The 24,039-nt window shown below is 71.4% G+C and carries 23 protein-coding genes; 11 read left to right on the top strand and 12 right to left on the bottom strand.

The genetic code is table 11. The annotated features are described in order from the left end of the window. Entirely contained in the window at nt 1-1,284 is a 1,284-nt protein-coding gene (locus ACZ7PG_RS12795) for an ATP-binding protein (RefSeq protein ID WP_470239269.1), read from the top strand. Between the two features lie 228 nt (nt 1,285-1,512). Here the strand turns inward: ACZ7PG_RS12795 and ACZ7PG_RS12790 are convergent, their stop codons facing one another. The 8 genes from ACZ7PG_RS12790 to ACZ7PG_RS12755 form a co-directional block, all read right to left on the bottom strand. Then, a complete protein-coding gene (locus ACZ7PG_RS12790; RefSeq protein ID WP_470239268.1) occupies nt 1,513-1,920 on the bottom strand; it encodes a Pvc16 family protein in 408 nt (135 codons plus the stop codon). A gap of 3 nt (nt 1,921-1,923) precedes the next feature. Then, nucleotides 1,924-2,547, bottom strand: coding sequence for a response regulator transcription factor (locus ACZ7PG_RS12785; RefSeq protein WP_470240741.1), 624 nt, complete (start codon nt 2,545-2,547; stop codon nt 1,924-1,926). Between the two features lie 118 nt (nt 2,548-2,665). Further along, nucleotides 2,666-3,316, bottom strand: a complete 651-nt coding sequence (locus tag ACZ7PG_RS12780) for a response regulator (protein ID WP_470239267.1) — start codon at nt 3,314-3,316, stop codon at nt 2,666-2,668. 16 nt (nt 3,317-3,332) lie between these two features. After that, entirely contained in the window at nt 3,333-4,187 is an 855-nt protein-coding gene (locus tag ACZ7PG_RS12775) for an NAD(P)H-binding protein (RefSeq protein WP_470239266.1), read from the bottom strand. After that, nucleotides 4,184-5,482 carry an MFS transporter gene (locus ACZ7PG_RS12770; protein WP_470239265.1) on the bottom strand — a complete coding sequence of 433 codons (1,299 nt, stop codon included), beginning with the start codon at nt 5,480-5,482 and terminating at the stop codon, nt 4,184-4,186. Before ACZ7PG_RS12770 ends, ACZ7PG_RS12775 begins: the two co-directional genes overlap by 4 nt. Before the next feature lie 238 nt (nt 5,483-5,720). Next, nucleotides 5,721-6,248, bottom strand: a complete 528-nt coding sequence (locus ACZ7PG_RS12765; protein WP_470239264.1) for a GtrA family protein — start codon at nt 6,246-6,248, stop codon at nt 5,721-5,723. 38 nt (nt 6,249-6,286) lie between these two features. Next, the gene (locus tag ACZ7PG_RS12760; protein ID WP_470239263.1) at nt 6,287-6,787 is read right to left on the bottom strand and encodes a GtrA family protein; all 501 of its coding nucleotides are present in this window, start codon (nt 6,785-6,787) and stop codon (nt 6,287-6,289) included. Nucleotides 6,788-6,797: 10 nt separating this feature from the next. Beyond that, complete coding sequence (locus ACZ7PG_RS12755; protein WP_470239262.1) at nt 6,798-8,990, bottom strand: sigma-70 family RNA polymerase sigma factor; 2,193 nt, start codon at nt 8,988-8,990, stop codon at nt 6,798-6,800. A gap of 269 nt (nt 8,991-9,259) precedes the next feature. Between ACZ7PG_RS12755 and ACZ7PG_RS12750 the strand changes: the two genes are divergently transcribed. The 5 genes from ACZ7PG_RS12750 (at nt 9,260) to purE (ending at nt 14,400) form a co-directional block, all read left to right on the top strand. After that, nucleotides 9,260-10,093: a GGDEF domain-containing protein gene (locus ACZ7PG_RS12750; protein ID WP_470239261.1), complete on the top strand. Its 834-nt coding sequence runs from the start codon at nt 9,260-9,262 to the stop codon at nt 10,091-10,093. A gap of 71 nt (nt 10,094-10,164) precedes the next feature. Further along, complete coding sequence (locus ACZ7PG_RS12745; protein ID WP_470239260.1) at nt 10,165-11,514, top strand: glycosyltransferase 87 family protein; 1,350 nt, start codon at nt 10,165-10,167, stop codon at nt 11,512-11,514. Further along, nucleotides 11,489-12,694 carry a glycosyltransferase 87 family protein gene (locus ACZ7PG_RS12740; RefSeq protein WP_470239259.1) on the top strand — a complete coding sequence of 402 codons (1,206 nt, stop codon included), beginning with the start codon at nt 11,489-11,491 and terminating at the stop codon, nt 12,692-12,694. The genes ACZ7PG_RS12745 and ACZ7PG_RS12740 overlap by 26 nt, the downstream gene beginning before the upstream one ends. A gap of 13 nt (nt 12,695-12,707) precedes the next feature. Continuing rightward, nucleotides 12,708-13,892 carry a 5-(carboxyamino)imidazole ribonucleotide synthase gene (locus ACZ7PG_RS12735; RefSeq protein WP_470239258.1) on the top strand — a complete coding sequence of 395 codons (1,185 nt, stop codon included), beginning with the start codon at nt 12,708-12,710 and terminating at the stop codon, nt 13,890-13,892. Between the two features lie 10 nt (nt 13,893-13,902). Further along, complete coding sequence (gene purE, locus ACZ7PG_RS12730) at nt 13,903-14,400, top strand: 5-(carboxyamino)imidazole ribonucleotide mutase (protein ID WP_285999861.1); 498 nt, start codon at nt 13,903-13,905, stop codon at nt 14,398-14,400. A 4-nt stretch (nt 14,401-14,404) separates the two neighbouring features. Here the strand turns inward: purE and ACZ7PG_RS12725 are convergent, their stop codons facing one another. Next, nucleotides 14,405-15,088, bottom strand: coding sequence for an SDR family NAD(P)-dependent oxidoreductase (locus tag ACZ7PG_RS12725; protein ID WP_470239257.1), 684 nt, complete (start codon nt 15,086-15,088; stop codon nt 14,405-14,407). A gap of 105 nt (nt 15,089-15,193) precedes the next feature. On the opposite strand from ACZ7PG_RS12725, the gene ACZ7PG_RS12720 reads away from it, so the two are divergent. Beyond that, complete coding sequence (locus ACZ7PG_RS12720; RefSeq protein ID WP_470239256.1) at nt 15,194-16,231, top strand: Lrp/AsnC family transcriptional regulator; 1,038 nt, start codon at nt 15,194-15,196, stop codon at nt 16,229-16,231. Here ACZ7PG_RS12720 and ACZ7PG_RS12715 read toward each other — a convergent pair. Beyond that, a complete protein-coding gene (locus ACZ7PG_RS12715) occupies nt 16,196-17,872 on the bottom strand; it encodes a class I adenylate-forming enzyme family protein (RefSeq protein WP_470239255.1) in 1,677 nt (558 codons plus the stop codon). The genes ACZ7PG_RS12720 and ACZ7PG_RS12715 overlap by 36 nt on opposite strands. Nucleotides 17,873-17,986: 114 nt before the next feature. Here ACZ7PG_RS12715 and ACZ7PG_RS12710 point away from each other — a divergent pair, with 114 nt between their 5' ends. From ACZ7PG_RS12710 to ACZ7PG_RS12700, 3 genes are all read left to right on the top strand, one after another. Continuing rightward, nucleotides 17,987-19,144, top strand: a complete 1,158-nt coding sequence (locus tag ACZ7PG_RS12710) for an acyl-CoA dehydrogenase family protein (RefSeq protein WP_470239254.1) — start codon at nt 17,987-17,989, stop codon at nt 19,142-19,144. Nucleotides 19,145-19,457: 313 nt separating this feature from the next. Continuing rightward, nucleotides 19,458-20,291, top strand: coding sequence for an esterase/lipase family protein (locus ACZ7PG_RS12705; RefSeq protein ID WP_470239253.1), 834 nt, complete (start codon nt 19,458-19,460; stop codon nt 20,289-20,291). A gap of 68 nt (nt 20,292-20,359) precedes the next feature. Further along, nucleotides 20,360-20,785, top strand: a complete 426-nt coding sequence (locus ACZ7PG_RS12700; protein ID WP_470239252.1) for a hypothetical protein — start codon at nt 20,360-20,362, stop codon at nt 20,783-20,785. On the opposite strand, the gene ACZ7PG_RS12695 is transcribed toward ACZ7PG_RS12700, so the two are convergent. Continuing rightward, nucleotides 20,782-21,168: a hypothetical protein gene (locus ACZ7PG_RS12695; protein WP_470239251.1), complete on the bottom strand. Its 387-nt coding sequence runs from the start codon at nt 21,166-21,168 to the stop codon at nt 20,782-20,784. The genes ACZ7PG_RS12700 and ACZ7PG_RS12695 overlap by 4 nt on opposite strands. A gap of 80 nt (nt 21,169-21,248) precedes the next feature. On the opposite strand from ACZ7PG_RS12695, the gene ACZ7PG_RS12690 reads away from it, so the two are divergent. Continuing rightward, entirely contained in the window at nt 21,249-22,064 is an 816-nt protein-coding gene (locus tag ACZ7PG_RS12690) for a DUF1206 domain-containing protein (protein WP_470239250.1), read from the top strand. On the opposite strand, the gene ACZ7PG_RS12685 is transcribed toward ACZ7PG_RS12690, so the two are convergent. Next, entirely contained in the window at nt 22,061-23,905 is a 1,845-nt protein-coding gene (locus ACZ7PG_RS12685; RefSeq protein WP_470239249.1) for a GTP-binding protein, read from the bottom strand. The genes ACZ7PG_RS12690 and ACZ7PG_RS12685 overlap by 4 nt on opposite strands. Nucleotides 23,906-24,039 lie beyond the last annotated feature (134 nt).

Genomic DNA, 24,039 nt, shown 5'->3' with positions numbered 1-24,039 from the left:
GTGCGCCGTCGCATCCTGCTGGCCATCCTGCTGGCCGTCGCGGTCACGGCGGCGGTTCTCGGCATCCCGCTGGGCATCGTCGCGAGCTGGCAGATCGAGTCGAGCTACCGCGAGACGCTCGCCGAGAACGCCCGCGCGGCCGCGGCGATCCTCGACACCGAGATCGCCAACGGCCAGGAGATCGACCTCGACCAGGTGCGCGCCGCCGTGCCCGCGAACGGGATCCTCACCGTCCAGGTCCCCAACCAGCAGGAAAAGCGCTACGGCAACGACCCCGGCCCGGACACCGTCACCGAGACGGCCGACCTCGCGCGCGACGGCAAGGTCGCGATCGCCGTCCCGGCCGGCCCGATGCACGAGCGGCAGACGACGGTGACGCTGGTCGTCGTGCTGCTGGTCCTGCTGTCGATCGGCACGGGCGCGGTCGTGGCGATCGCGACGGCGAGACGGCTGGCGAAGCCCCTGCGGCACGTAGCCGAACGCGCGTCCCGTCTCGGTGGCGGCGACTTCCGGCCCGACCCGAGCCGCTACGGCGTCGGCGAGCTCGACATGGTCGCCGAGGCGCTCGACGCGTCCGGCACCGCGCTCGCCCAGCTCGTCCAGCGCGAACGCCAGCTCGTCGGCGACGTCTCGCACCAGCTGCGCAGCCGGCTGACGGCGTTGCAGCTGCGGCTGGAACCGCTCACGGTGCACCCGGACGAAGAGGTGGCCGACGAGTCGAAGGCCGCCCAGGAGCAGGCCGACCGCCTGGCCGAGGCCCTCGACGAGCTGCTGGCGGCGGCCCGCGCGGCCCGCGAGGTCGGCGCGGAACCGGTGGACCTGCCGAAGCAGCTGCCGGAGATGGCACAGGAGTGGCGAGAGCTGCTCCGCTCGGAGGGCCGCAACCTGCGGATGCGCGTGGCCGACGGCCTGATGGCCCGCGCGACGCCGGGACGGCTGCGCGAGGTGGTCGGGGTACTGCTGGACAACGCACTGAGGCACGGCTCGGGCACGGTGACGGTGGTCGCCCGCCGCGGCGACGCCGAGGGCACGGTGGTGGTCGAGGTCAGCGACACGGGCCCGGGCGTGCCGGACGAACTGGCCCCGCACATCTTCGAGCGCGGGTTCTCCGGCGGCGGGTCGACGGGCGTCGGGCTGGCGTTGGCCCGGGCACTGGTGGAAGCGGACGGCGGACGCTTGGAGCTGTCGAACCGACGGCCGGCGGTGTTCAGCCTCTTCTTGAAGGTGCCGCGGCCGAGCGACGTCCCCGAAGTGCGGTGGCCCGCCGAGCGCGTCCCGCGTTAGACGTCGGCCGTCACCCGCAGAACGAGTAGTGCGCGGCGGCGATTGTTTTTGTGTTCGCGTCCGTAACAGCACCTTCGGTGCTGCCGACTTGGTGACTGTCTCGAAACGCCGCCGGTGAGATCCGGGCCGGAAAGGCGACCGACCGCGGTCGGCTTGATCAGGCAGGAAATCCGAGCCGTCGAAGAACTACGACGGCGGGAAGGCTGATCAGGCCGAGCGGCTCCCGCGTTAGACGTCGGCCGTCACCCGCAGGACGAAACCGGCTCGGGCCGGCATGCCCAGGCTCGTCCAAAGTCCCGTCGGATCCGTTGCGGCCAAAGCCATCCGCACCGGGGAAGCGCTTTCCGCGGGCAGCCGCTCCGCCTCGAGGACCGCGTGGAGCGCCGCGTCGAGCAGGTCGTGTTCCTCCCGCACCTGCGCGGCCCGGGCCGTGACGAGGTAGGAAAGCGCGCAGCGGCGGGCCGCGCGCTCTCCCTCCCCGGCCGCGTCGTGCAGTGCGAAGAGGAACAGCTCCACGCTCCGCACCTGCGACTCCGTCTGCCAGGCCGGCTTCGGCGGGTCGAGGCGGATCTGCGTCCCCGCCGGCAGGCAGGGCCGCAGCAGCTCGCACAAAGCCTCGTCGACCTGGGCGATCATGGGTCAGATCAACCCTTCACGCAGCGCGTACGCCACCGCGTGCGAACGGTTGCGCAACTGGAACCGGTTGGTCACGTCGTGCAGGATGCTCTTCACCGTGCGCTGTGAATAACACAATTCGTCGGCGATCTCCTGCGTCGAATACCCCGCCGCGACGAGCCGGAGCACCTCCGTCTCCCGGTTGCTCATCCCGCCCATGTGCAGCCCGTGGGGCTGGAGCACCTGGCGCTGCAGGCGGGAAACCCGGTTGAGCAGCCGGCCGAGCAGATCGGGCGGCAGCGCGCCTTCCCCGGCCGCGGCCGCCTTGATCAGCCGGACGAGCACCTCCGGCCCGGCGTCGGCGCGGCGGGCGACCGCGCAGACCCCGTGCTCGACGGCGTTGAGGATCTCGTTGTCGTCGACCTCGCCCGCGACCAGCACGATGCGGGTGAAGCCCTGGTGGTGCAACGCGGACAGCAGCTTGGTCATCGTCTCGTCGAGCCGGTCGGCGACCAGCAGCGCGACCGCCCCCGCCTCCTCGTCCACCACCCGGACTTCGTCCCGCGAACGCAGCGCCATGCAGACGCCGTTGTGCAGGATCGGATCGGTGGCGCGGACCACCACCGGCGTCCTGTCGGATTCGAACATCGTCACCCATTCCCCTCGAACGGTGCGAGAGCTCCACCCCTCACCCTGACCAGAATGCCCGTTGTGGTGTCCCGGGCGCATGGGACCGGCGTCCCGATGTTGCCCGGACGGGCGCCCGTCAGGACCGGCCGAGGCCCGCGTCCCGCGCCCGGACGATCGCTTCGGCGCGGTCGGCGACGTGAAGTTTGGCGAAGACGTTCGAAATGTGGTTACGCACCGTTTTGGGGCTCAGGCACAGGGTGTTCGCGATGACGCCGTTGCTGTGCCCGGCCGCGATCAGGGACAGGACCTCGCGCTCGCGCACGGTCAGCTCCGGGAACACCGGCTCGCTCGCGGGCGGTGGCTGGTTGAAGAAGCCGAGCACGCGGTTCGCGATGTCCGGGCCAAAGATCGCCTCGCGCCGCGCGACCGCCTGCACCGCGCGGATGATCTCGTCCGGCTCGGCGTCCTTGAGCAGGTAGCCGCGGGCACCGGCGCGCATCGCCGCGAAGACCGACTCGCTCTCGTCGGCCATCGTCAGCATCAGCACGCCGGTGTCCGGGCTCACGGCCGCGATGTGCCGGGTCGCCTGGATCCCGGACAGGTCGGGCAGGTGCAGGTCCATGACCACGACGTCCGGGTGGAGCGCGGCCGCGGCGTCGACCGCGGCGGCACCGCTGGCGGCCTCGCCGACGATCTCGATCGTGGGTTCGGCGTCCAGCAGCGTGCACACGCCGAACCGGAACAGCGGGTGGTCGTCCACGACGAGGACGCGCAGGCCTTTGCCCATCCGGTCACCTCCCCCGTCACCCCCGGTAATGGTAGGGGAAGGCGGCCGCATTCTCACGCGCCCAATCGGCGAACGTCAGCGGCGCCCGTCCGAGCAGGCGTTCGACGGTGTCGAAGACGACGTGTTCGCGCTCGGCGGACTCCCGCTTCAGCGCGAAGAAACCGTCGACGGCTTCGGCGGGCCAGCCGTACTTCCGCATCATGCGTTCGCGCGCGGCGCTTTCGGGTTCTTCGACGTACTTCACCGGCCGGCCGAGGGCGTCGGCGAGGGTCGCGACCTGCCGCTCGGTCGTGAGGGCTTCGCCGCCGGTGAGCTCGTGGGTCGCGCCGTCGTGATCGGACGTCGTGAGGGCGAGCGTCGCGACGGCGGCGATGTCCCGGACGTGGACCAGCGCGGACGCCGGATCGCCTTCGGGGACGTACACGGCGTTCTCGTCGCGGATGGTGTCGCGCCAGGCGAACCGGTTGTCCATGAACGCGCCGGGCCGCAGGATCGTCCACGCGGGCCCGGCTTCGCGGACCGCCTGCTCGGCTTCGGCGTGGGCGCGGGTGATCGGGTCCGTCTGTCCGAAGTGGACACCGGTGGTGGACAGCTTGACGAGGTGGGTGGCGCCGGCTCGGGCGGCGGCCTGCGCGACCGCGGCTTCACGGCCGGCGCTGTGGCCTTGGGTCAGCACGAAAACGCGGTCCGCGCCGTCGAGGAGCGCGGGCAGGTCGGCGGTGTCGAGGTCGGCCTGGACGACTTCGGCGCGCGGGTCGATGCGGGCCTTGGCCGGGTCGCGGGTCAGGGCGCGGACGGCGGCGCCGGCGTCGAGGAGGGCGGGAACGAGGGCGCGGCCGACCTTGCCGGTGGCGCCGAGGACGAAGATCATCGGGATGCTCCTTCGAGCGGGACGTGCGGGAGTGCGAACGCCGTCACGAGGGCGAGCGCGAGGACGGGCAGCAGGGCGAGGAAGACGCCGTGCGTGCCGGCTTGGTAGGCGAAGCCGAGCGCGACCGGGCCGAGGCTCGAGCCGAGCGCGCGGGCGAGGTTGACGCCGGCGGCGACGGCGCCGCGGTCCGCCGGTGGTGCGGTGTTCTGCGTCGCCATGGCGAGGACCTGCAGGTTGAGCCCGGCCGCGAGGCCGAAGACGACCAGGCAGCCCAGGATCAGGGGCAGCTCGTGCAGCGTGGCCAGGCCGGCGACGGCGATCAGGCCGAGCGCCATGCTCAGCCGCGGCGCCCAGCGATAGGCGCCGGTGCGGGCGATGATCCTGCTCGCGATCACCGACGACAGCGAGACGGCGAGCGTCATCGGCACCAGCCGCAGCCCGCCTTCCGCCGGGCCGGCGTCGGCCTGCAGGAGGACCGCGACGTAGTTGATCGAGCCGAGGAACGCGAAGCCGGCGAGCACGCTGAGCACGACGGACACGGTGAACGTGCGGTCCTTGAAGAGACGTAGGGGCAGCACGGGCGCTTCGGCTTTTCGCTCGGTGAAGACGAACGCGACGGCCGCCACCGCGCCGAGGCCGATCGACCACGGCGTGAGCAGGGTGAACCCGGTGATCGCCCCGCCGAGCAGGATGACGCCGGCGAAGTCGAAAGGCGCTTCACGTCGTCGTCTCGGCAGGTCGAGGGTCTTGAGGAGCGCGACGGCGACTAGGCCGAGCGGCAGGTTGACCAGGAAGATCGACCGCCACCCGGCGACCCCGGTCAACACCCCGCCGACGACCGGCCCGGCGAGCGACGCGACGGCGAAGCAGATCGAGAACCACCCGAAGTACTTCGCGCCTTCGCGAGGCGTGAACATCTCGCCGAGAGAAGCGCCGACAGAGACGAAGAGGCCTCCGGAGCCGGCGCCCTGCAGCACCCGCCCGGCGACGAGCAAACCGGCCGACGGCGCCAGGCCGCAGGCGAGCGAACCGAGCAGGAACAGGGCGAGCGCGGCCAGGAGCACACGTTTGCGGCCGAAGACGTCGCCGAGCTTGCCGTACAGGGGAGCGGTGACGCTCCCGGCGAGCAGGTAGGCGGTGGTGACCCAGGCGTAGGACCCGGTCCCGCCGAACTCGGCGGCGACCCGGGGGAGCGCGGTGGCGACGACCTGGGCGTCGAGCATCGCGAGGAAAACGGACAGGAAGAGTCCGGCGAGGGCAGGTTTTCGAGCGCGCGAAGGCGCGGTTGTGATCAAGGGATGTCCTCGTGAAGAAGGGACGAGAGATGTCCGGACGCGCAGGAAAACGCGTCCCGTCGAGTCGGGAAAAGGCTCCATCGTCACCCGCGGACGGGTGCGACCTCTTCGCGCTCGGAAACCACCTCGAATCGTCCCGCTCGCCCGGCCGAACCCGGACGGCGTCCTCACGAAGGAACACTGACGAGATGACTGTAGACAACTACATGTCAGAAGACAAGTAGTTTACCGAATGTGCTCAGTGCAGACGGGTCACGTCGCCGTTGTCGCGACGGCGCTCGCCCAGCTCGTCCGGGAAGACCCACTTCTTGAAGCCCCAGAAGCGGAAGAACATCGCCAGCAGCATGCCGATGATCGACCCGCTCGCGAAGTCCGCGACCTCCTGCACCAGCCGCGTCACGTGGGGGACCTCCAGGTCCAGCACGTACCGCGAGACGTACAGCGGGATCAGGTTCACCACGACCGCGATGCCGCTGATCACGAAGAACAGCGCCGCCTCGTGGTGGCGCTCCCGGCCGCCGCGGGTGCGGAACGACCACTCGCGGTTCAGGATGTACGACACGATCGTCGCGACGATGATCGCGATCGCCTTCGCCGTGGTCGGTTTCGACTCCAGCACCGACAGCTTCAGGAAGTACCAGACGCCGTTGTCGACGAGGAACGTCGTGCCGCCCACGATCCCGAACTTCAGCAGCTCCCGGTGCTTGATCAGCACCGAACGCAGCGGCTCCGGCGTGCGCTTGAGCACGGTTTCCACAACGGTCACACGATGCAGTCTAGGAGCACACCGCGTAAACCCGTGGTTCAGGCGGCTTTGCGGTCCTGAATGTCCGGATCATCCGTGACCTGGACCTCGCCGCGCGCGGCCTCCTCCGGGAAGACCCACTTCTTGAACGCCCACCAGCGGAACACCGTGCCGAGCAGGGTCCCGATGATGATGCCGCTGACGAAGTCGGCCACCTCGACGCCGAACGGCGACAGCCGCGGCGCCTGCAGGTCCAGCACGTACCGCGAGAACCACTGCGGCAGCGCGTTCAGGCCCAGCGCGATGCCGCTGATCAGGAAGAACAGCGCCGCCTCGTGCGCCCGCTCGCGGCCGCCGCGGGTGCGGAACGACCACTCGCGGTTGGCGACGTAGGAGAAGATCGTCGCGACCAGGACGCCGACGATCAGAGCCGTCACCGGGTGGGTCCGCAGCACGGTGAACTTCAGGCCGTAGTTGACGGACATCGTGATCACGAAGCTGATCCCGCCGACGACGGCGAAGCGGAGGAGCTCGCGATGCTTTTTCAGCAGCTCGCGCACCGCGCGGACGCTACCCGGTCAGCCAGCCGAATCCCCTCTCGGGGGTGACGGTCGGCGGCTGGTTGCCCGGCTTCGTGGTCGGCCGCGGCGGCGCGCTCGTCGTGGTCTTCGATGTCGGGGGTGCGGTCGTCGGCGTGGTCTTCGTGGTCGTCGCCGGCGGGGTGGACGTCGGTTTCGTGGGCGACGTCGGAGTCGGCTTGGACGGCGTGGTCGACGGTGTCGTCGTCGGCGGCCGCGGGTCCTTGCCGCACCAGTGGTGGTAGCAGCCGAAGTCCACGGTCACCGGCTCCGCCGACGCCTTGCCGAGCTTCGCGGTGATCGTGACGCGCCCGTCGTCGGGACGTCCCTTCAGCCGCACCCACAGGTTGACGTGCTGGCCGGGCGCCAGCGCGCTGTTCGTCGTGCAGGTCGCGCCCTCGCCGGACGGCGCGCACGGGAAGCCGCGCAGGCTCCACCACTGCCACAGCGGGTGGTCGAAGGTGACCGTGACCGGCTTCGTCGAGTCGCCGGTGTTGCGGACGCGCACGTAGACCAGCGGGTTGCGGGTCCACGGGAAAGCCGAAAGCCCGTCGCCCTGTGCTTCCAGGACCACTGCGTCCGGCGGCAGCTTCACGGTGACCTTGACGCTCACGGCGACGTTGATCTGCACGCCCGCGGTGACCGACCCGGTGACCGTGCCGCCCATGGCGTCGTCGTCGGCCCGGAGGTGGAAGTTCAGCGTCGCGCTCTGGCCGGGTTGCAGGCCGGCGCCGGTCTTGCACGTCACCGTGCCGTCGCCGCCCGGGCAGTTCACCGAGATCGGGCTGCCGTCCTGGGCGAACGCCATCGGGGCGCCGCCACCGCCGGCGTCGACCGCGTGCACGCCCGGCGGCAGCTTCAGCGCGACCGCGACGGGCTCGGACGGGCTCCCGCCGTCGTTGCGCACGGTGATGGGCAGGTTCGTCGCGGAGCCGGGGCTGAGCTCGACGCCTTCGGGCGGGGTCGTCGCGGACATCGACGCGGGCGCCGGTGCCGGCGGTGCCGGGGCGGGCGGCGCGGGTGCGGGCGGCGCGACCGGCGGGGCGGCGGGCTCGACGGGCGGGGCCGGGGGCGGCGCGGGCGGCTGCGGCGGTGCGGGCGGGGCCGGTGGCTGCGGCTTCGGGGCCGGCGGGTTGACCGGCTGGACCGCCGGCGGCGGCACCTGGGCCGCGACGGGGATCTCCTGCGCGCCGCCGCCGGCGGTGAGCGCGATGACGACGGCCGCGACGATCGCCGTGCCCGAGGCGGCGACTCCGGCGAACTGACGGGGTCCGGCCGCGGCGGCACCCGCGGCCGCACCGGCCTTGCCCCCGGCCGCGGCGGCACCGGCGGCGGCCGCTCCGGCAGCCGCCGCGGTGGCCGCGCTCGCCTTCGCGGCACCGATGGTCGCGAGGTAGCCGAGCGCCGCACCGCCCAGGACGATCGGGGCGATGATCGCGCGCAGCCCGCCGTTGACGTCGGCCAGCTCCGCGGCCAGCGCCCGGCAGTTCTCGCACTCGTCGAGGTGGTTCTCGACCTGGGAGCGTTCGCGCTTGGACAGCCCGTCGCGGGTCCACGCGCCGAGCCGCTCGGCGCAGGCGCGGCAGCGTTCCTCGGCGTTCTCCTGCAGGTGGACCTGCAGGTAGGCCTGGCGCAGCCCCTCACGGGCGCGGTAGGCGAGCGCCGAGACGCCGTTCGCGGTCAGCCCCAGCAGCGGCGCGACCTCGGCCGGGCTCTGCTGCTCGATTTCGGTGTGCCAGAGCACCGCCTGCCAGCGCTCGGGCAGCCGCGCGAACGCCTTCGCGGCCATCGTCCGCTCGAGCCCGGCGACGGCGGTGTCGGAGAACGGCACGGTCAGCGCCTCGGCCGCGGCGCCCTTGACGTCCGCCATGTCCTCGTTGAGGTCGACCTTGCGTTCCTTGCGCGTGCGGTCGTACGCGGTGTGACGCAGCGCAGTCAGCAAGTACGCCCGGAAGGCTGTGTCGGGGCCCTTGCCGCCACGCAGCGTGTCCAGCACCTTCGCGAACGCCTCGGACACCAGGTCGTCGGCTTCCGAGCTCGAACGGGCCAGCTGACGAGCGAGGTTGTGCGCCGCACCGGTGTGACGTTCGTAAAGCGGCCCGTACGACTCGATCTTCCCGGCGCGGACCTCGGCGATCAGCTCGGCGTCACTCTTTCCGCTGAGATCGGCGGGAACGGTGGACACGGCACTCCTCGGTCGGTTAGGGCCAGGACCTGCCATTACAGGCGGGTCCGCGACGCGAGACAAGTGTGACTGACCCACCCCGGGCCGTCACGTCGTGGTCGGGGTGTTGACTCCGACGGCGGATCGAAATCACCCGCTCCCGGGTCGCGCCGTGGAAAAGCTTCTTAACAAAACTCGCGAGTACGCGTCACGGGGTCCGGTGGGGCACGTCCTCACCGTGAAGCACCGAGCAAGATCGACACGGACCGGACGAAAGGGGCAGGCCGCCAGTGGACGTTCCGGCTACGCGCTCCGGTCCCGGTGACGCCCCGCTCGCCGACCGCGCCCTGCGCACCCTGCGTGCCCGCTGGCGCACCGCCAGCCTGGCCGCCGGGTGGCGGTTCCCCAGCGACTGGGCCCTGCCCGAGGTGGACGCCGTCTGCGCCGCCGTGATGGCCAAGGGACGCGTCGAAGCCGCCGAAACCGCGTTGGCCGGGCTGGCCCGCGCCCGGGCGGCGGCCGGCGCCGGGCTCGCGGAAACCCTCGCCGACCTGGCCGCGCTGCACGCGGTGCTCGACCACGGCGACGACGGGTTCGTCTCCCCGGACGTCGACGCCACGCCGGCGCGGCTGCTGCGGACCACCGCGCTGGCCTGGGCCGACGTCGCCACCGACCAGCTCGTGCACACCGAGGTCACCGACCCGCTGACCGGGCTGCCCTCGGCCGCCTACCTGCGCACCCGGCTCTACGAGGTCTACCGGGCCGCCGCCGCGCGCGAGCGGCCGGCCGCCGAGGACCACGTGCTGCTGGTCGTCTCGGTCGACCTCAGCACGGTCACCGGGTTCCCGCGGCTGACCGGGATGATCCTGGTCGCGGACGCGCTGCGGGCGGTGTTCGACAGCGGGCAGAGCGTCGCCTCGCTGGGGCCGTCCGTCGTGGCCGCGCTGGTCCCGAAGGACGAGCGAGTCGCTTCGCACGGCGTCGCGCTGCGAAGGGCCTTGCACGAGCGGCTTTCCGTGGATTCGCAGCTGGCCGACGCCGGCCGGCCCCGGGTGTCCGCGGTCCGGCTGCCCGCGACCCACGAAATGGCCTGCGACCTGCTGGCACACCTTGCCCGCGTGTAGTAAGCGTGAAATGTCCGGTTCTGCCCGGGGCCGTCTGACCCGGATCGGACGGCTCATGATTTCCTGGTGAGGTGACCCGGACCGTATCCACCGACGTCGACGGCGCAGTCGCGGCCAGATCGCCGCACCGCCTGGCCCTGCGGAAGTCACTCGCCCGGCTGTCCGTCCGTCCACGGTCGATGCTGATCCTCGCGGTGATCCCGCTGGTGGCGATCGGGTACGGCATCTGGGGCTGGCAGCACGACTGGGTGCTCGGCGTCGACAGCGCGGTCTACCGGGCCGGCGCGCTCACGCTGCTGCACGGTGACTCCCTCTACGACGCGAACACGCTGGCCCCCGAGCCGTGGTGGGCGCTGCTGCCGTTCACCTACCCGCCGACGGCCGCGCTGATCTTCGTGCCGCTCGCCGCGTTCCCGACGCAGATCTCCTGGGGCCTGATCACCGCGATCTCGCTGGCGGCGATGGCGCTGTCGATCCGGATCGCGATCGGCGCGCTGCCCCGTCCGGCCGCCGACGGCCCGCGCTGGTGGGCCTCGCCCGCCCGCTCGACCATCGTGTTCTTCCTGGTCTTCCTCGGCCTCGAACCGGTGTGGCGGACGATCTTCCTCGGCCAGATCAACCTGGTCCTGATGGCCATGATCCTGCTGGACATGCTGGTCATCGGCGCGCGGGGGAGCCGCTGGGGCGGTGTGCTGGTCGGCGTCGCGGCGGCGATCAAGCTGACCCCGCTGGTCTTCCTCGGGCACCTGTTCATCACCGGCCGGCGGATGGACGCGATCCGCGGCTTCGCCACGTTCGTCGTGCTGCAGGGGCTGATGTTCCTGATCAACTCGCACGACGCCGCCAAGTACTGGACCGTGACGCTGCCGGACACCGGCCGGATCGGGCCGGTGCACTGGGCCGGCAACCAGTCGCTGAACGCGCTGATGAACCGGGCCACCGACCTCGCGCCGTGGGCGTCGAAGGCGGCGATGGGCATCGGCGCGCTGCTCGCGATCCCGGCGCTGTGGCTGCTGATCCGCTTCCACCGCAAGGGCCAGGCGCTGGCCGCACTGCTCGTCACCGCGTTCTGGACGCTGCTGATCTCGCCGATTTCGTGGACGCACCACTGGGTGTGGGTGATCCCGCTGATCGTGCTGCTGGTGTCGCGGCTGCCGAAGACCACCCCGAAGACGGCGTGGAAGCGCTGGGTCGGGACGTTCCTCGCGGCGTTCGTGTTCGTCAGCTGCGTGCTGCTGATCCTGCCGAACGGCCGCAACGTCGAGCTGCACTGGACGGTCTGGCAGAACATCCTGGGGGACGCCTACATCCTGATGCCGGTCGTGCTGGCCGTGGCGCTCGTGCTGCGCTGGGGCCTGCAGCGGCGGGCGCGGAAGAGGGCCGCCGCGGACGAGCATGTCGACGTCACGACCGGCGTCTGAGGTGCGGGGCCGGCTCCTGGCCGGCGGGATCGCGGTGCTGGTGCTGGCGCTCGGCGTCGTCGTCTGGCTGGCCGGGTGGCACCTGGGCGCGGACAGCGCCGTGTACCGCGCCGGGGCGTTGACGCTGCTGCACGGCGACCCGCTCTACACGCGGGACGTGCTGACGGCGTTGCCCGACTGGGTGCGGCTGCCGTTCACCTACACCCCGGCCGCCGCGCCGCTGTTCCTGCCGCTCGCGCTGGTGCCGTCCGGCCTGGTGTGGGGCGTGATCGCGTTTTTGTCGGTGGTCGCCCTTATGGTCGTGATCACGGTGGTGCTGTCGTCGCCGGGGCACTCGTCGCTTCTGGGAAGAAGCTGGTGGGCGCTGCCGGCGGGAACGGCCATCGCGCTGGCGCTGGAACCGGTCTGGAAGACGCTGTTCTTGGGCCAGATCAACTTGATACTGATGGCGTTCGTGGTGCTGGACGTCCTGGTGCTCTCGCAGCGTGGGTCGCGCTGGGCGGGCGTGCTGATCGGCGTGGCGGCGGCGATCAAGCTGACCCCGTTGATCTTCGTACCGCACCTGTTCTTCACCGGGAGGTGGAAGGACGGGCTACGCGCGCTCGGTACGTTCGTGGGGCTCGAAGCGGTGATGTTCGCGGTCATCCCGGTCGACGCGGTGCGGTTCTGGCGGGATTCGGCGACCGACCCGACCCGGGTCGGGTCGGTGCACTGGATCTTCAACCAGTCGCTCAACGGGCTGGTCAACCGGGCCACGCATCTCGCGTCCTGGTCGCTGGCGGTGGCGGTCGGGGTGGCGGCGGTGCTCGCCGTGCCCGCGGTGTGGCTGGTCGTGCGGCTGCACCGGCGAGAGGAGAACACGGCGGCGTTGCTCGTGACGGCGTTCTACGGGCTGCTGCTGTCGCCGGTGTCGTGGTCACACCACTGGGTCTGGTGCGTGCCCTTGCTCACGCTGCTGGTGGTCAAGGCGCGGTGGTGGGCCGCGGCGGCGGTCGCGGTGCTGTTCGCCTCGCAGATCGTGATGCTGGTGCCCAACGGCGGCGATCGCGAGTTCGGCTGGGGCCTGGGCTGGTCGATCATCGGCAACGTCTACGTCCTCGCGGCGGCGGCCGGGATCCTTGGGCTCGCGGCGCGTGAGCTTCGTCTGGTCCGGCGGTCGACCGGCTTGGTGACCGTTTAGGCTGGCTGGCGCTATGGACAAACACACCGGTCTGCCCGTCGTGGGCATGGTGGGCGGCGGACAGCTGGCCCGGATGACCCACCAGGCGGCGATCTCCCTCGGCCAGTCCCTGCGCGTGCTCGCGGCGGGGGAGAACGAAGCCGCGGGGCTCGTCGCGGGTGACGTCGTGCTGGGGCACCACACCGACCTCGACGCGCTGCGGAAGTTCGCGGCGTCGGTCGACGTGGTCACGTTCGACCACGAGCACGTGCCGGGCGAGCACCTGCTGACGCTGGCGATGGAGGGTTACCTCATCCGGCCGGCCCCGTCGGCGCTGGGTTTCGCGCAGAACAAGCTGGTGATGCGCGAGATGATGGCGGGCCTCGGCGTGCCGGGCCCGGCCTTCGCCGAGGTGTCCACTGTGGACGACGTGGTGAAGTTCGGCGGCGAGCACGGCTGGCCCGTCGTGCTCAAGGCGTCGACCGGCGGGTACGACGGCCGCGGCGTCTGGATGCTGGACACCGCGCGGCACGCCCGCGAGACCGTGCCGGAGCTCCTGGAAGCGGGCACGGCACTGCTGGTCGAGGAGAAGGTGGCGATGCGGCGGGAGCTGGCCGCGCTCGTCGCCCGCTCGCCCTTCGGCCAGGGCGCGGCGTACCCCGTGGTGGAGACGGTGCAGACCGGCGGCATCAACACCGAGGTGCTGGCCCCGGCGCCGGGGCTCGCGCCGGAGCGCGTGCACGAGGCGCAGGACCTGGCGCTGCGGGTCGCGTCGACGCTGGACGTCACCGGGCTGCTCGCGGTCGAGCTGTTCGAGACGGACACCGGGCTGCTGGTCAACGAGCTGGCGATGCGCCCGCACAACTCCGGGCACTGGACCATGGACGGCGCGCGCACGTCGCAGTTCGAGCAGCACCTGCGGGCGGTGCTCGACTACCCGCTGGGCCGCACGGACCTGATCGCGCCGGCGTGCGTGATGGCCAACGTGCTGGGTGCGCCGGAGCTGCCCGAAATGGGCCCGGACGAGCGGCTGCACCACCTGTTCGCGCGGTACCCGGAGGTGCGGGTGCACCTCTACGGCAAGCAGGAGCGGCCGGGCCGCAAGCTCGGGCACGTCAACTTCACCGGCGAGCGCATGGACGACCTGCGCAACCGCGCGCTGCTGTCGGCGCACTGGCTGTCCCACGCCGTCTGGCTCGACGGCTACGAAATCCACTAGGAGAACAGCTATGGCGCCGCAGGTGGGCGTGATCATGGGCAGCGACTCGGACTGGCCGACCCTCGAGGCGGCCGGTGCGGCGCTGGACGAGTTCGGCGTCGAGTACGAGGTCGGCGTCTACTCGGCGCACCGCACGCCGCAGCGCATGCTGGACTACGCGACGTCGGCGGTGGCCCGCGGCATCCGCGTGATCATCGCGGGCGCGGGCGGCGCGGCGCACCTGCCGGGCATGGTGGCGTCGGCGACGGTGCTGCCGGTGATCGGCGTCCCGGTCCCGCTGAAGTACCTGGACGGGCTGGACTCGCTGCTGTCGATCGTCCAGATGCCGGCGGGCGTCCCGGTGGCGACGGTCTCGGTGGGCGGCGCGCGCAACGCGGGCCTGCTGGCGGTCCGCATCCTGGCGGCGTCGGACGAGGGCCTGCGCTCGAAGATGGCGACGTTCCAGCAGGACCTGGAGAAGCTGGTCCTGGACAAGGACGCGGCCCTGCGCGCGAAGACCGGCCACTAGCGGGTCACCACGGCACGGTCTCGCCCGTGCGGTCGAGGAACTCGAGTCCGGGTTTGCCGAGCTTGGCCAGCAGGACGTCGACGATCAGCGGCACGGTCTCCTCGAGGCTGAACGGCGCCTGGTCGCCGCCGAGGGCGGTGCGGATCCAGCCGGGAGCCATGAGCAGCAGGGCCCGGTCGGCCTGCCGGGCGGCGAAGCTGCGCATGAGCATGTTCAGCGCCGCCTTGCTGGCGCGGTAGACCTCGCGGGAGCCGGCCGTGTTGTTCGTGATGCTGCCCTGGCCCGACGACATCGCGCCGATGAGGCCGTCGGCGGGCACGAGGTCCTGGAGCGCCTCGATAACGCGCAGGGGGCTGAGCGCGTTGGTGACCATGACGTCGACGAAGTCGGCCGTCGAGACCTCGCCGATCGGCGTCGCCGGGTTGTTCGTGGTGCCCGCGTTGACGAAGAGCAGGTCGAGCCGTCGGCCGGCGAGCCGGTCGCGCAGGGGCGGCAGCTGATCGGGCTCGGTGATGTCGAGGTGCTCGACCTCGACGCGCCCGCCGGACGCGTCCACGAGGTCGTGCAGGGGTGTCCGGGCGGCCGGGTCGCGGACCGTGCCGAGGACGTGCCACCCGCGGGTGGCGAGTTCGGCGGCGATCGCGTGACCGAGTCCGCGCGAGGCCCCGATGATGAGGGCGGTCTTCATGGCTGTTCCCTTCGGCCGGGTGCGCTCCGAGTCTGTCCGGCCCACCGCCGATCGCGCCCGTCCGGAAGGCGGATTTGTAGGATTGCCTCGACGAGAGGAGCGTCGATGGCCGAATCCGTCACTGTGCAGCCCGACGATGTGCGTCTCATCCGGGCGCTGCAGGTCGCTCCGCGGGCCTCGTTCGCCTCGATCGCGGCCGTGCTCGGCGTCACCGAGAACGCGGTCGGCCGGCGTTATCGGCGGCTTCGCGGGGAGGGCGTCATCCGCGTCGCGGGCATCGTCGACCCGGGGGCGCTGGGTCAGAGCAAGTGGCTGGTGCGGCTGCGGTGCCGTCCCGGCAGCGCCGCGGCCATCGCCGACGCGCTCGCGAAGCGCGACGACGTCAGCTGGGTCGGGCTCAGCGCGGGCGGCTCCGAAGTCGGGTTCGCGGTGCGGTCGCGTACCCGGGAACAGCGCGACGACCTGCTCGGCCAGCAGCTGCCGCGGACCGCGGCCGTCCTCGACATCCACGCGTCGGCGATGCTCCGCCAGTTCGTCGGCGGCCGCGGGCACTACTGGGCCGCGCTCCGGGGCACGCTGACTCCCGAGCAGGAGTCGATGCTCGGGAGCGACGAGTCGCCGTTCACCGAAGCCCCGGTCGTGGCCAGGGATCCCGTGCGGCTCACCGCCGCGGACGAGAAGCTGCTCGACGTCCTCGCCGCGGACGGCCGCGCCGCCCTGGTCGACCTCGCCGCGGCGGCGGACCTGACGCCCGGCCGCGCCGCCCGCCGGCTGGAGACGCTGGTCCGGCTGCGCGTCGTCCACATCGACGTCGAGATCGCGGCCGTGGCGCTCGGCTACCACGCCCGGGCGAGCCTCTGGCTGCGCGTGCACCCGTCGGCGGTCAAGGACGTCGGGCGCACGCTCGCGCAGATGCCGGAAATCGCCTTCGCCGCGGCGGTTTCCGGGCCACACAACGTCCACGCCGTCACGCACTGCCGTGACCTCGACGAGCTGTACGAGTTCACCTCGGACCGGATCGGCTCACTGCCCGGGCTGCTGAGCATGGAGGTCTCCCCGCTGCTCAAGCACGTCAAGCAGGCGGGCACGCTCCTGTCCGGCGACCGGCTAGCCGGGCAGCTCGCCGATCAGCTGCTGCCGTAGCTCCCGCTTGAGCACCTTCCCGGCGGCGGACACCGGGATCTGATCGACGACGTGGATCTCCCGCAACCGCTTGTAGGGCGTCACCTTCTCGTTGACCGCGGCCATCAGCTCGTCGGCGTCCAGCGAGCCGCGCGGCACCACGAACGCGACCGGCAGCTCGCCGACCTCGGTGTCGGGCCGGCCCACCACGGCCGCCGCCGCGACGCCGGGCATCGTGATCAGCAGCTCCTCCAGCTCGCGCGGGAAGACGTTGTAGCCCTTGTACAGCAGCATGTCCTTCTTGCGGTCCACGATGGACAGGTAGCCGTCGGCGTCGAGGATGCCGACGTCGCCGGTGTGGAGCCAGCCGTCGACGAGGGCGGCCGCCGTCTCCTCCGGGCGGTTGCGGTAGCCGAGCATGATCTGCGGCCCGCGCAGGCAGACCTCGCCCTTCTCGCCCGCCGGCAGCGGGTCTTCGCCGCCTTCGGCCGGGACGACCTTGACCTCGGTGTCGAAGATCGGCACGCCGACCGAGCCGACCTTGCGGGTGCCCGAGGCGTACGTCGGCGAGATGATCGCGCCCATCGTCGCCTCGGTGAGGCCGTACCCCTCGCTGACCACCACGCCCGGGAACCGCTCGCGCAGCGCGTTGATCATCGCGTGGTTCATCGGCGCCGCACCCGAGCCGATCGCGCGCACCGACGAGAGGTCCGCGGTGTGGAACGACGGCGTCGCGAGCAGGGCGGCGAACAGCGCGGGCGCGCCGCCGATGCCGGTGATGCGCAGCCGTTCGGCGTCGGCGACGTAGGCCGGCGGGTCGAAGCGCGAGTGCAGGACGATCGTCGTGCCGGCGATCACCGCCGCGTTCATGCCGCCGATGATGCCCATCGCGTGGAACCACGGCGTCAGGTTGATCGCGACGCCGGTGCCGAGGCGCGTCGGCCACTCGTCCGCGCTGCCGACCTGGTCGAGGGTGACGTCGCCGTGGGCGTCGAGCGCCGGGACGGAGCCGCTGCCCCAGCACGAGTGCTGCAGGGTGTTGACCACGACGTTGCGGTGCGACAGCCGCACGCCCTTCGAACGGCCGGTGGTGCCGCCGGTGTAGGCGAGGTGCGCGAGGTCGTCGTGCAGGGACAGCTCGACCTCGGGGCGCGTGTCCGGGTGGCCGTCCTGGAAGGCCTCGAACTCGACGGCGCCGTCGGGCAGGTCGGCGGTGGGGCCCACGACGACCGTCAGCCGGGCCGGGATCCGGTCGGCGACGCTCGCCAGCACCCCGGCGACCGGCCCGAACGTCACGACGGCGGCGGCTTCGCAGTCGGCGAGCTGGAAGGCGAGGTCGTCCGGCGGGAGCAGCGGGTTGGCCGGGCTGAAGGTCGCCCCGGCCAGCAGCGTGCCGTAGTAGGCGACCGGGAAGGCCAGGCAGTTCGGCAGGTGCAGCGCCACGACGTCACCGCGGCCGATGCCCCGCGCCCGCAGCGCGTGGGCGAAGCGGCAGGCCGCGCGGTAGGTCTCGGCGAAGGTGAGGCTGCGGCCGTCGTGGGCGAAGGCGGTCCGATCACCCCACCGGGTGGCGCCGGCGGCGATGAGCGAACCGACCGGAACTTCGGGGTAGTCGAGGGAGGCGGGCAAACCGGGCGGCGTCGTCGGCGCGGTGAGCGGCATCACTCGACTGTACGAATTCTGCGGTCAAGGACACAAGGACGAGGCGGCCGCAGTGTGTGAACGAGCGCTAACATCGACGGAACCCTCCCGACGTCGTAGAGAAGGTGACCGGAAGTGACCGAAGGCCTGTACCAGCTTGCCGAGGAGCACGAGGAGCTGCGGGCCGCGGTCCGGGCCCTGGCCGAGAAGGAGATCGCGCCGTACGCGGCCGAGGTCGACGAGAACGAGCGCTACCCGATCGAGGCGTACAACGCGCTGGTCAAGTCCGGGTTCAACGCCGTCCACATCGGCGAGGAGTACGACGGCCAGGGCGCGGACGCCGTGGGCGCCTGCATCGTGATCGAAGAGGTCGCGCGGGTCGACGCGTCGGCGTCGCTGATCCCGGCGGTGAACAAGCTCGGCACGCAGCCGATCATCCTGTCCGGCTCGGAGAGCGTGAAGAAGCTGGTGCTGCCCTCGATCGCGTCGGGCGAGGCTTCGGCGTCGTACGCGCTTTCGGAGCGCGAAGCGGGCTCGGACACGGCGTCGATGCGCGCGCGTGCCCGGCTCGACGGCGACCACTGGGTGCTCAACGGCACCAAGTGCTGGATCACCAACGCGGGCGAGTCGACCTGGTACACGGTGATGGTGGTGACCGACCCGGACGCGGAGAAGAAGGCCAACGGCATCTCGGCGTTCGTCGTGCACAAGGACGACCCGGGCTTCTCGGTGGGCCCGAAGGAGAAGAAGCTCGGCATCAAGGGCTCCCCGACGCGCGAGATCTACTTCGAGAACTGCACGATCCCCGAGGACCGCATCATCGGCGAGCCGGGCACGGGCCTGAAGACGGCCCTGCGCACGCTGGACCACACCCGCCCGACGATCGGCGCGCAGGCACTGGGCATCGCCCAGGGCGCGCTGGACGCGGCGATCGCGTACGTGAAGGACCGCAAGCAGTTCGGCAAGTCGATCGCCGAGTTCCAGGGCGTCCAGTTCATGCTGGCCGACATGGGCACGAAGATCGAGGCGGCCCGCCACCTGGTGTACGCCTCGGCAGCGGCATCGGAGCGCGGCGACAAGCGCGCGGGCTTCATGGCCTCGGCGGCGAAGACGTACGCGTCGGACATCGCGATGGAGGTGACGACGGACGCAGTCCAGCTCTTCGGCGGCGCCGGCTACACCCGCGACTTCCCCGTGGAGCGCATGATGCGCGACGCGAAGATCACGCAGATCTACGAAGGCACCAACCAGATCCAGAAGGTCGTCATGGCGCGAGCCCTGCTCAAGGGCTGATCGCTTCCGACCCACCAAAGCCCCCGGCGCCCACGCGGTGCCGGGGGCTTTGTCATGTCCGTGAGTGTCACTCGACCCGCTTTGTGTCACTCGTAGCAGGTCAAAGGCCGAAAGAAAATCACTCACCAGGGGGAGTGTCCGGACATGTTACCCGCGCGTTAACCATTCGGTGACGTGGATCACCATCCTTCACAGAGAGGTGAATCGGATGGGCATGACGCGCAGGTGGCTTACGGCGGTCGTCGCTGCGGTGGCGGCGCTCGTACTGGGGGCCGGGACCGTCCAAGCAGCCGAACGAGAACCCACTGGGCCCGTGCAGCCCAACATCCTCACCGCCGCCCTCTACTCGCTCGGCGCCCCGACCATCGCGCCGCCCGGGGCGAACGACTGGAACTGCAAACCCAGCGACAAGCACCCCAATCCCGTGCTGCTCTCCAACGGGACCACCGCCAACGCCTACGAGAACTGGGCCAACCTCTCGCAGAAGCTCGCCAACGCCGGCTACTGCGTCTTCGCCGGCAACTTCGGCGGCGCGCCCGGGAGCTTCCTGCAGACCGTCGGGCCCGTCGCCGACACCGCGAAAGCGCTTGCCGCCTACGGGGACAAGATCCTGGCGGCGACCGGGGCGAGCAAGCTCGACGTCGTCGGGCACTCGCAGGGCGGGATGAACATCCGGTACTGGATCAAGTACCTCGGTGGCGCGACCAAGATCAGCCGGCTCGTCGGGCTGTCGCCGTCCAATCACGGGACCGATCTCTTCGGCCTGCTCAGCACCCTCGAAATGATCCCCGGCGTGCCGGCCGCGCTCGGTACCGTTTGCCAGTCCTGCAACGAGCAGGCCGTCGGGTCGGACTTCCTCACCGACCTCAACGCCGGTGGTGAGACCGTCGACGGCATCCAGTACACCGTCATCCAGACCCGCTACGACGACGTCGTCACGCCCTACACGAGCGCTTTCCTCAAAGCCGCGCCGAACGTCAAGAACATCCTGCTGCAGAACGTCTGCGGGCTCGACTTCACCGACCACCTCGGCATCACCTACGACCCCGTCGCGCAGGGGCTGGTGCTCAACGCCCTCGACCCGGCCCACGCCAAGACGCCGCCGTGCGTGCCGGTGCCGCCCGTGATCAGCGGGGAGATCGGCTGAATTTCGCCACATGAGACATAACCCACCGCCGGGGCGGATTTCCGCTCCGGCGGTGTCACCCTCGAAGGATGTACTGGCCGGTTCCGGCGTCCTGGACGCCCCACGACGAAGCCGAGCTGGTCGCCGGCTGGCGGCTGTGGCTCGAACTGTCCGACCGCACCTGGCCGACGGCCGCCTGGGACGGCACGCCCGCCGGGGCCGTCGCCCGGTTGCGGGAGCTGCTGACCGCCTGTGACGACATCGAGACGGCCTACCGCGAGACGGCGGGCGCGCCCTCGCCCGGGCTTCAACGCCTGGTGCAGGGCCTCGTCCTCGCGGCGGGCACGGCGATCGGGCTCTGGTGGGACGACTTCGACCAGCTCGACGGCGAACGCGCGGCGCTGCTCCACGACGACCTCGCGCAGTTCGCCGAGCAGGCCGAACAAGTGCTGACGGTGCTCGCGGTCAACGGTGGCTGGACCGGGCTCGACGCCATCCGCCGCCGGCCCGCCTAGCCGAGCGTCGGGTCCGTGCCGCCGCCGGTGACGGGGAGGAACTCCGTGCCGCCGAGCATCTCGTCGAGCGGGCGGTCCAGGGTCAGCTTCCGGTCCGGCGCGAGCGTCCAGGCCAGTTCGAGCCGGGTGTCGAGCTGCTCCCGGCCTTCGACGCGGTGGGCTCCGCCGGGCGCCCACCGGCCGTCGACCTCCGCCTGCAGGTGCAGCACGAGCCGGCCGGGTTCCGGTGCGTGCCAGGTGAAGCGGTGGACGACGAACGCCGTGCTCCAGCTCGCCCAGTACTGCCAGCCCGAGCCGTCGGCCCGGAAGCCCAGGTCGGTGTACTCGGTCGAGCCGGGATACACCTCCGACTCCGACCAGTAGCCGACCAGTCGCGCGCTCACGCTGCGATCGTCCCAGGTACAGCAAGTGATTAGGCCGCTTGGCCCAGCCGATCCCGCGTCGGAGTGGGTACTCGAACCGCATGAACCAGACAGCCGCCACGACCCAGCGGGGCGAGAAGAGCGACACAGCGCAGCTGCTCGGCCGGATCGGCATGGCCTGCTACGGCGTCGTGCACCTCGTCATCGCCTACCTGGCCGTTCAGGTCGCCTTCGGTGACAGCGAGCAGGCCGACCAGAAGGGCGCGCTGCAGCAGGTCGGCTCGACGGCGTTCGGCCAGGTCCTGCTCTGGGTCCTCGCCATCGGCCTGGTCCTGTTCGGCCTCTGGCAATTCATGATGGCCGCCACCGGCTACGAATGGGTCAGCGGCGGCAAGCGGACGCGCAAGCGGATCGGCGCGGCCGCCCGTGGCGTCGTCGTGATCGCGCTGGGCTTCACGGCCTTCAAGATCGCCACCGGCAGCGGTGGTGGCGGGTCGAGCAACCAGACGCAGCAGGAGTTCACCGGGAAGCTGCTCCAGCTGCCCGCGGGCCCGGCGCTGGTGGTCATCGCCGCCGCGTGCATCCTCGGGGTCGCGATCGCCGCCGGGGTGAAGGGCGTCAAGAAGAAGTTCCTCGAAGACCTCGACACGCAGGAGCTGCCCGGCAAGACCAAGCGCTGGATCGGCGGGATCGGCCGGACGGGCTACCTCGCCAAGGGCGTCGTCCTGGCGATCGTCGCGGTCCTCGTCGCGATCGCCGGGTTCACCGCCGACCCGAACAAGGCCGGCGGGCTGGACGCCGCGCTCAAGACGCTCGCCGCCCAGCCCTTCGGCACCGTGCTGCTGATCGTGGTGGCGCTCGGCCTCGCCTCGTTCGGCGCGTACTGCTTCGGCGCCGCCTGGGCGCACAAGCGCTAACGCCGGGCCACCTGCGAGAGGTACTCCTTGCGGTTCAACGGGTTCTCGCCGGTCTGCGGCCGGACCGGCGGCGGACCGGGGTAGGGCCGGTAGTCGTCGAACTCGCTGAGGAAGACGCCCTCGCCCTGGCTGAGCGCGGGCAGCGCCTGCTCGAACTCGTGGACGTGCTCCGCGGGGATCGTCCCGTGGAGGGTGCACGACGCCGGCCCGGCGACGGGCTCGCCGGGCACCGCGCGCAGGTCCGCGAGCTTGAGCAGCACCGCGCTGACGGCGTTCGCGGGGATCTCCAGCTCGAAGCGGTGCACCGGTTCGTGCACCCGCGTGCCGGCCTCCTTCAACGCCGCCATCAGCACCAGCGGCGTCATCTTCCGGAAGTCGCTCGCCGCGCTGAGCGGGCTGAAGAACGCCGTGTGCGTCAGCGTGACGGCGACGTCGAGCACCTCCCAGCCGTACAGCCCCTGCTCGAGCGTGGTGTGGACGGTCTCGTCGATGGCCTTGTGGAAAGCGAGCGGCAGCGAGCCCAGCTCGACCGAAAGCCCGAACGTGACGCCGGGGCCGGGCTCCACCCGCAGCCCGACCGTCGCGAAGAAGTACAGCCGCTGCTCGGGATCCAGCTCCTCGACGGCTTCTCCGAGGCCGACCGGCTTCTCGACGTACAGGGTGCGCGTCTGCTCGAACGTGACGTCGATGCCCGCGCCGTCGGCCAGCATCGAGCGCAGCACTTCCTTCTGCACTTCGCCGTAGAGCCGCACCGAAACGTCATGGCCGTGCCGGCGGACGTCGATCAACGGGTCCTCTTCGGACAGTCGACTCAACGCGGTGAACAGCGCCGCGGCCTGCTCCGGCCGGACCGGGCGCACCACGGTCTCCAGGCTCGGCGGCGCGAACACGCCGTCGCCCGCGGTGCCGGGGGAGCCGAGCCGGTCGCCGATCCGGACCTCCCGCAGCCCGCGCACCCGGGCGACGTCCCCGGCGAGCGCGATGTCGTCGCCGGCGACTTCGATCGACGAGACGCGGCCAGTGAACTCGGTTTCGCCGCGGTAGAAAGCGATTCGCTGTCGCACGGCCAGTGAACCGGAGTGCAGCCGGGCGTAGGCGATCTTCTCGCCGGCGCGGCCGCGGTCGATCTTGAACACCGTCGCGTGCAGGGGTCCGTCACCGGTGCGCTCGGTCGACGGAAGCAGCTCGGCCATCGCCGTGACGAGGTCCGCGACGCCGGTGCCGGTGATCGCCGAACCGGACAGGACCGGGTGCAGCTCGGCGCGGGCCACCTGCCGGGCCAGCTCGGTACGGCAGGCCGCGTCGTCGACCTTGCCGTCCACATAGGACTCCAGAAAGGCGTCGTCGCCGTCGGCCAGGAATTCCGGTGAAGCGGCCGCGGTCAGCGGGATCGCCCGGGGTGACAGCTTCGCGCGGATGTCGCCGAGCTGGTCGCGCGCGCCCATCCGGTCGATCTTGTTGACGAAGATCAGCGTCGGGATGGCGAGCCGGCGCAGCGTGCGCATCAGGACGCGGGTCTGGGCCTGGACGCCCTCGACGGCGGACACCACCAGGACCGCGCCGTCGAGCACGCGCAGCGCACGCTCGACCTCGGCGATGAAGTCCGAGTGGCCCGGGGTGTCGATCAGCGTGATCCGGGTGCCGCCGGTCGTGAACGAGACCACCGCGGACCGGATGGTGATGCCGCGACGGCGTTCGAGCTCGAGGGAGTCGGTCTGGGTGTCGCCGCGGTCGACGCTGCCGAGGCGCTCGATCGCGCCCGCTTCGAAGAGCAGGCGCTCGGTCAGGCTGGTCTTACCGGCGTCGACGTGCGCGAGGATGCCGATGTTCAGGGTTTTCACGGTCGTGGGAAGTCCTTTGTGATGCGGGTGACAGGCCGGGTCGGACGGTCTGTCGGCGCATCGGGGTCTCCTCGCGGTCGTGGACGCAGGTCAGGGCGAAGATAGCCCCGCGGCGGGCCGCGCGAAACCGGTTT

The sequence above is a fragment of the Amycolatopsis sp. NPDC114504 genome (assembly GCF_055633595.1).
This window is presented reverse-complemented; position numbering and strand designations above follow the sequence as displayed.

What these genes read in the sequence shown, in the direction of transcription:
- purE (WP_285999861.1), top strand. Translation starts at nt 13,903, where the DNA reads ATGGCGCCGCAGGTGGGCGTGATCATGGGCAGCGACTCGGACTGGCCG.
- ACZ7PG_RS12740 (WP_470239259.1), top strand. Translation starts at nt 11,489, where the DNA reads ATGTCGACGTCACGACCGGCGTCTGAGGTGCGGGGCCGGCTCCTGGCC.
- ACZ7PG_RS12735 (WP_470239258.1), top strand. Translation starts at nt 12,708, where the DNA reads ATGGACAAACACACCGGTCTGCCCGTCGTGGGCATGGTGGGCGGCGGA.
- ACZ7PG_RS12700 (WP_470239252.1), top strand. Translation starts at nt 20,360, where the DNA reads ATGTACTGGCCGGTTCCGGCGTCCTGGACGCCCCACGACGAAGCCGAG.
- ACZ7PG_RS12690 (WP_470239250.1), top strand. Translation starts at nt 21,249, where the DNA reads ATGAACCAGACAGCCGCCACGACCCAGCGGGGCGAGAAGAGCGACACA.
- ACZ7PG_RS12780 (WP_470239267.1), bottom strand. Translation starts at nt 3,316, where the DNA reads ATGGGCAAAGGCCTGCGCGTCCTCGTCGTGGACGACCACCCGCTGTTC.
- ACZ7PG_RS12775 (WP_470239266.1), bottom strand. Translation starts at nt 4,187, where the DNA reads ATGATCTTCGTCCTCGGCGCCACCGGCAAGGTCGGCCGCGCCCTCGTT.
- ACZ7PG_RS12725 (WP_470239257.1), bottom strand. Translation starts at nt 15,088, where the DNA reads ATGAAGACCGCCCTCATCATCGGGGCCTCGCGCGGACTCGGTCACGCG.
- ACZ7PG_RS12720 (WP_470239256.1), top strand. Translation starts at nt 15,194, where the DNA reads ATGGCCGAATCCGTCACTGTGCAGCCCGACGATGTGCGTCTCATCCGG.
- ACZ7PG_RS12715 (WP_470239255.1), bottom strand. Translation starts at nt 17,872, where the DNA reads ATGCCGCTCACCGCGCCGACGACGCCGCCCGGTTTGCCCGCCTCCCTC.
- ACZ7PG_RS12785 (WP_470240741.1), bottom strand. Translation starts at nt 2,547, where the DNA reads ATGTTCGAATCCGACAGGACGCCGGTGGTGGTCCGCGCCACCGATCCG.
- ACZ7PG_RS12790 (WP_470239268.1), bottom strand. Translation starts at nt 1,920, where the DNA reads ATGATCGCCCAGGTCGACGAGGCTTTGTGCGAGCTGCTGCGGCCCTGC.